This window comes from Streptococcus pseudopneumoniae (assembly GCF_038148955.1).
In the GTDB taxonomy this organism is placed as follows: Bacteria; Bacillota; Bacilli; order Lactobacillales; family Streptococcaceae; genus Streptococcus; species Streptococcus pseudopneumoniae_T.
In genome coordinates this window covers 1-6,409 of record NZ_JBBJZY010000037.1, presented here as the reverse complement: position 1 = coordinate 6,409, position 6,409 = coordinate 1, and the positions used below count along the sequence as shown (strand labels likewise).

6 protein-coding genes are annotated in these 6,409 nt (G+C 42.7%); all 6 read left to right on the top strand.

What is annotated here, in order from left to right; genetic code table 11:
* Positions 1–274 precede the first annotated feature (274 nt).
* The 6 genes from WKI23_RS09190 (at position 275) to folK (ending at position 6,363) form a co-directional block, all read left to right on the top strand.
* Positions 275–1,693, top strand: a complete 1,419-nt coding sequence (locus WKI23_RS09190) for an NCS2 family permease (RefSeq protein WP_054367763.1) — start codon at positions 275–277, stop codon at positions 1,691–1,693.
* 58 nt (positions 1,694–1,751) lie between these two features.
* Positions 1,752–2,459: a CPBP family intramembrane glutamic endopeptidase gene (locus WKI23_RS09185; RefSeq protein WP_054367764.1), complete on the top strand. Its 708-nt coding sequence runs from the start codon at positions 1,752–1,754 to the stop codon at positions 2,457–2,459.
* 93 nt (positions 2,460–2,552) lie between these two features.
* Positions 2,553–3,533 (top strand): dihydropteroate synthase, encoded by a 981-nt coding sequence (folP, locus tag WKI23_RS09180; RefSeq protein ID WP_368079709.1) that lies wholly within the window; start codon positions 2,553–2,555, stop codon positions 3,531–3,533.
* Position 3,534: 1 nt separating this feature from the next.
* Positions 3,535–4,857 carry a folylpolyglutamate synthase/dihydrofolate synthase family protein gene (locus tag WKI23_RS09175; RefSeq protein WP_368079708.1) on the top strand — a complete coding sequence of 441 codons (1,323 nt, stop codon included), beginning with the start codon at positions 3,535–3,537 and terminating at the stop codon, positions 4,855–4,857.
* Positions 4,838–5,392 carry a GTP cyclohydrolase I FolE gene (gene folE, locus WKI23_RS09170; protein ID WP_000380917.1) on the top strand — a complete coding sequence of 185 codons (555 nt, stop codon included), beginning with the start codon at positions 4,838–4,840 and terminating at the stop codon, positions 5,390–5,392. The genes WKI23_RS09175 and folE overlap by 20 nt, the downstream gene beginning before the upstream one ends.
* A 158-nt stretch (positions 5,393–5,550) precedes the next feature.
* Complete coding sequence (folK, locus tag WKI23_RS09165) at positions 5,551–6,363, top strand: 2-amino-4-hydroxy-6-hydroxymethyldihydropteridine diphosphokinase (RefSeq protein WP_368079707.1); 813 nt, start codon at positions 5,551–5,553, stop codon at positions 6,361–6,363.
* Positions 6,364–6,409 lie beyond the last annotated feature (46 nt).

Sequence of the window (6,409 nt, the reverse complement as noted above, 5' to 3'; positions counted from 1 at the left end):
CTCAAAACAGTGTTTTGAGCTGACTTCGTCAGTTTCATCTACAACCTCAAAGCAGTGCTTTGAGCAACCTACGGCTAGCTTCCTAGTTTGCTCTTTGATTTTCATTGAGTATAAGATGTCTACTATTATAACAGAAAGCAGGCAGAAAAGCAGATTCGAAACAAAAAAAGAAATTTCATCAAATTCTTAAATAAATCAAACAAAGATATTGAAAAAGTGAATGATAAATGATATAATTCTATTATTGTTCGTAAAAATTAAAAGGAGATTGATAATGGACAAATTATTTAAACTAAAAGAGAACGGTACAGACGTTCGTACAGAGGTTCTTGCTGGTTTAACAACTTTCTTTGCAATGAGCTATATTCTCTTTGTAAACCCACAAATTCTTTCGCAAACAGGAATGCCTGCTCAGGGTGTCTTCCTTGCAACGATTATCGGTGCAGTTGCTGGTACCCTGATGATGGCCTTCTACGCCAACTTGCCATATGCTCAAGCGCCAGGTATGGGACTCAATGCCTTCTTTACCTTTACAGTTGTATTCGGGCTTGGTTATTCATGGCAAGAAGCCCTAGCTATGGTCTTCATCTGTGGAATTATCTCATTGATTATCACCTTGACAAATGTTCGTAAAATGATCATTGAATCGATTCCAAATGCTCTTCGCTCAGCTATTTCAGCTGGTATCGGTGTCTTCCTTGCTTACGTGGGAATTAAGAATGCTGGACTTTTGAAATTCACGATTGATCCAGGCAACTATACTGTTGTAGGAGAAGGGGCTGACAAAGCGCAAGCAACCATTGCGGCAAATGCTTCAGCAGTTCCAGGCTTGGTCAGCTTTAATAATCCAGCTGTTTTGGTGGCTCTTGCAGGACTTGCTATCACAATCTTCTTTGTTATCAAAGGGATTAAAGGGGGAATTATCCTCTCTATCTTGACAACAACTGTTCTTGCTATTGCAGTTGGTTTGGTAGATTTGTCTAGTATTGATTTTGCTAATAACCATGTTGGTGCAGCTTTTGAAGATTTGAAGACAATCTTTGGTGCAGCTCTTGGTTCAGAAGGTTTGGGAGCTTTGGTTTCAGATACAGCTCGCTTGCCTGAAACTCTGATGGCCATTCTTGCCTTCTCATTGACAGATATTTTTGATACAATTGGTACCTTGATCGGTACAGGTGAAAAAGTTGGTATCGTAGCGACAAATGGTGAAAATCATCAATCAGCTAAGTTAGACAAGGCTCTTTACTCTGACTTGATTGGTACTTCAATTGGTGCCATCGCAGGTACTTCGAACGTAACGACTTATGTTGAGTCTGCTGCTGGTATTGGTGCAGGTGGACGTACTGGTTTGACAGCCTTGGTCGTGGCAATCTGTTTTGTGATCTCAAGCTTCTTTAGCCCACTTCTAGCGATTGTACCAACAGCCGCTACAGCTCCAATCTTGATTATCGTTGGGATTATGATGTTGGCTAGCTTGAAAAATATCCATTGGGACGACATGGCTGAAGCAGTTCCTGCTTTCTTCACATCTATTTTTATGGGATTCAGCTACTCTATCACTCAAGGGATTGCAGTTGGTTTCTTGACTTACACTTTGACTAAGATTGTCAAAGGCCAAGCTAAAGATGTTCATGTCATGATTTGGATTTTGGATGCCTTGTTTATCCTTAACTATATCAGCATGGCCTTATAATAGAATGACCCAGGGGGGATTTCCCCCTTTTTTTAATACAAAGTCTAGGAGATGAATGATGGAAGAGAAAAGTATGTGGAAAGAATTGTTGAATCGTGCAGGCTGGATTTTAGTCTTTTTGCTAGCGACAATTCTATATCAGATTCCTTTAGCAGTTACTGCTATTTTAACTTTAAATGCAGTACCACTGTTACAGTCAGGACTGATAGTTGCTGGTCTTTCGATTGTAGTGTTGGCACTATTTATTTTTGGAGCTCGTAAAACGCAGTTAGCAAGTTTTAATTTTTCTTTTTTTAGAGCTAAGGATTTGGCACGTTTGGGCTTGAGTTATTTAGTCATTATCTGTTCAAATATACTTGGTTCTATCTTGTTACAACTGTCAAATGAGACGACAACAGCTAACCAGTCTCAGATTAACGATATGGTTCAGAATAGTTCTCTGATTTCTAGCTTCTTCTTGCTAGCCTTGCTTGCTCCGATTTGTGAGGAAATCTTGTGTCGTGGGATTGTTCCTAAAAAGATTTTCCGAGGCAAGGAGAACTTGGGATTTGTAGTCGGTACGATTGTGTTTGCTTTATTGCATCAACCAAGTAATTTACCTTCTTTATTGATTTATGGAGTTATGTCGATCGTTCTGTCTTGGACGGCTTACAAGACCCAACGTTTGGAAATGTCTATCTTACTTCACATGATTGTGAATGGGGTTGTTTTCTGTTTGCTAGCTCTTGTGGTGATCATGAGTCGGACATTAGGGATTTCTGTTTAAGATTTTTGACAATTGCTTACTTGTTTCTAATGGGAAAAAGATGAATGCAATCGTGTCCATCTTTTTCTTTTTATGGTAAAATAGAGAAATAATATGGTGAAAAGCCTTGAGGGAGTGACCGATATGTCAAGTAAAGCCAATCATGCAAAGACAGCTATTTGCGGAATTATCAATGTAACCCCAGACTCCTTTTCGGATGGTGGTCAATTTTTTGCGCTTGAGCAGGCGCTCCAGCAGGCTCGTAAATTGATAGCAGAAGGAGCCAGCATGCTAGATATCGGTGGAGAATCGACTCGGCCGGGCAGTAGCTGTAGCTATGTTGAGATAGAAGAGGAAATCCGGCGTGTTGTTCCAGTAATAAAAGCTATTCGCAAGGAAAGTGATGTCCTCATCTCTATTGATACTTGGAAAAGTCAGGTGGCAGAGGCTGCTTTGGCTGCTGGTGCCAATCTAGTCAATGATATCACTGGTCTTATGGGTGATGAGAAAATGGCCCATGTGGTTGCTAAGGCTGGTGCGAAAGTAGTCATTATGTTTAATCCAGTCATGGCGCGACCTCAGCATCCTAGCTCGCTCATATTTCCTCATTTTGGTTTTGGACAAGCTTTTACAGTGGAAGAGTTAGCTGACTTTGAAACATTGCCAATCGAAGAGTTAATGGAGGCTTTCTTTGACAGAGCCTTAGCGAGAGCGGACGAAGCGGGTATTGCACCAGAAAATATCCTGCTGGATCTAGGAATTGGCTTTGGTCTGACCAAGAAAGAAAATTTGCTTCTTTTACGGGATCTGGATAAACTACATCAGAAGGGGTATCAAATCTTTCTTGGAGTTTCGCGTAAGCGATTTGTCATCAATATCCTTGAAGAAAGTGGTTTTGAAGTCAATCCTGAGACAGAACTTGGTTTTCGCAATCGGGACACGGCTTCTGCTCATGTAACTAGTATCGCTGCTAGACAGGGTGTGGAAGTGGTGCGCGTACATGACGTAGCCAGTCACAAGATGGCAGTTGAAATTGCCTCCGCTATTCGTCTAGCTGATGATGCGGAAAATTTAGATTTAAAACAATATAAATAAGATGAAAGAAATTGAAAACAATCAGTGGATTGCCAACTACCGGACGGACCAACCGCATTTTGGCTTGGAACGCATGGTTGAACTATTAGCTCTGCGTGGTAATCCCCATCTCAAGCTCAAGGTCATCCATATCGGAGGGACCAATGGCAAGGGCTCGACCATTGCTTTTTTGAAAAATATGTTGGAAAAGCTAGGGCTGAGAGTTGGCGTGTTTAGCTCGCCCTATCTCATTCATTATACAGATCAGATGAGCATCAATGGGGCATCCATTCCAGAAGCGAGACTAGAAGCCCTCATGGCAGATTATCAGTCTTTGCTGGAGGGAGAAGCGATCGCCAATTTGCAGGGGACAACTGAGTTTGAGATAATCACAGCCATAGCCTATGATTACTTTGCCTCAGAGCAAGTAGATGTGGCCATCATGGAAGTGGGCATGGGCGGACTCTTGGATAGTACCAATGTCTGCCAGCCCATTTTGACAGGAATTACGACTATAGGATTGGACCATGTAGCCCTACTTGGCGACACCTTGGAAGCCATAGCAGAGCAGAAGGCTGGTATTATCAAACAAGGAATTCCCTTGGTAACAGGTCACATTGCTCCAGAAGCTTTGGGTGTGATTGACAGTATTGCGGAAGGGAAAGATGCGCCGAGATTCAGATATGAGCTAGATTACCAAGTTAATCACCAAGAGAGTGTGGTAACGGGTGAAACCTTTGATTATACCAGTTTTGCCAGACGAGGTCGTTTTCAGACTGGTTTGCTTGGTTTGCACCAGATAGAGAATGCTGGGATGGCCCTAGCTTTACTTGATGCTTTTTGTCAAGAAGTTGGTCGAGAGCTAGCAAGCAATGACTTGCTTGCTCAAGCCCTGGAAGAAACAAGTTGGCCGGGGCGTTTGGAGGTTGTGTCTCGAGACCCCTTGATGATTTTGGATGGAGCCCACAATCCTCACGCTATCAAGGCTTTATTAGCCACCTTGCAAGAACGCTTTGCGGATTATCATAAGGAAATCCTCTTTACTTGCATCAAAACCAAGGCCTTGGAGGATATGTTGGACTTGCTGGGGGGCATACCAGATACCGAGCTTACCCTGACACATTTTGACGATAGTCGGGCAACTGATGAAAGAGTGCTGAAAGAGGCAGCTAAGTCTAGAAATCTCAGCTACCAAGGTTGGCAGGGTTTTTTAGAGCAGAAATTGACAGATAAAAAAGAAGAGAAACAAACAGTTAGGATTGTCACGGGTTCCTTGTATTTCTTGAGCCAAGTGAGAGCCTATCTGATGGAGAGGAAGAACGAGAATGGATACACAAAAGATTGAAGCAGCTGTAAAAATGATTATCGAGGCTGTAGGAGAGGACGCTAACCGCGAGGGCTTGCAGGAAACACCTGCTCGTGTAGCCCGTATGTACCAAGAGATTTTTTCAGGTCTTGGTCAAACAGCGGAGGAGCATTTATCAAAATCCTTTGAGATTATTGATGACAACATGGTAGTAGAAAAGGATATCTTTTTCCACACCATGTGTGAGCACCACTTCTTGCCCTTTTATGGTAGAGCGCACATTGCCTACATTCCAGATGGTCGTGTGGCAGGTTTGTCTAAGCTAGCCCGAACGGTTGAAGTTTATTCTAAAAAACCACAAATTCAAGAACGTTTGAATATCGAAGTGGCTGATGCCTTAATGGAGTATTTGGGTGCTAAAGGAGCCTTTGTTGTCATTGAGGCAGAACATATGTGTATGAGCATGCGTGGTGTCAGAAAACCAGGCACTGCAACCTTGACGACAGTAGCTCGTGGTCTATTTGAAACAGATAAGGACCTCCGAGATCAGGCTTATCGTTTAATGGGACTATAATACTCTTCGAAAATCAAATTCAAACCACGTCAGCTTCCATCTGCAACCTCAAAACAGTGTTTTGAGCAGCCTGCGGCTAGCTTCCTAGTTTGCACTTTGATTTTCATTGAGTATAAAAAGAATCCGCTTTGGGCGGATTTTTCTAGAAAGGAATCATTATGGATCAACTGCAGATTAAAGATTTGGAAATTTTTGCCTATCATGGTCTGTTTCCTAGTGAGAAGGAATTGGGGCAGAAGTTTGTCGTATCAGCCATCCTATCCTATGATATGACCAAGGCGGCGACAGATTTGGATTTAACAGCCTCTGTCCATTACGGAGAACTGTGTCAGCAGTGGACGACATGGTTTCAGGAAACCACTGAGGATTTGATTGAAACGGTAGCTTACAAATTGGTAGAACGTACTTTTGAGACCTATCCTCTTGTCCAAGAAATCAAGCTGGAACTGAAAAAACCTTGGGCGCCAGTGCATTTGCCGTTGGATACTTGCTCTGTAACCATCCATCGTCGCAAGCAACGGGCCTTTATCGCTCTAGGTAGCAATATGGGGGACAAGCAAGCAAACTTGGAGCAAGCCATTGACAAACTGCGAGCTCGTGGCATCCATATTCTCAAAGAATCCAGTGTCTTAGCGACGGAGCCTTGGGGTGGAGTGGAGCAGGATAGCTTTGCTAATCAAGTGGTTGAGGTGGAAACCTGGCTACCAGCACCAGTCTTGTTAGAAACCTTGTTAGCCATTGAGTCAGAGATGGGACGGGTGAGAGAAGTACATTGGGGGCCTCGTTTGATTGATTTGGACTTGCTCTTTGTGGAGGATCAGATTCTTTATACAGACGACCTCATCTTGCCTCATCCTTACATAGCGGAACGTCTTTTTGTCCTTGAGCCCTTACAGGAAATTGCGCCTCATTTTATTCATCCGACATTAAAGCAACCGATCCGCAACTTGTATGATGCTTTGAAAAAATAGAAAGAACTCTAGTTTTCAGTCGCTTGTGACTGAAAACTAGAGTTTT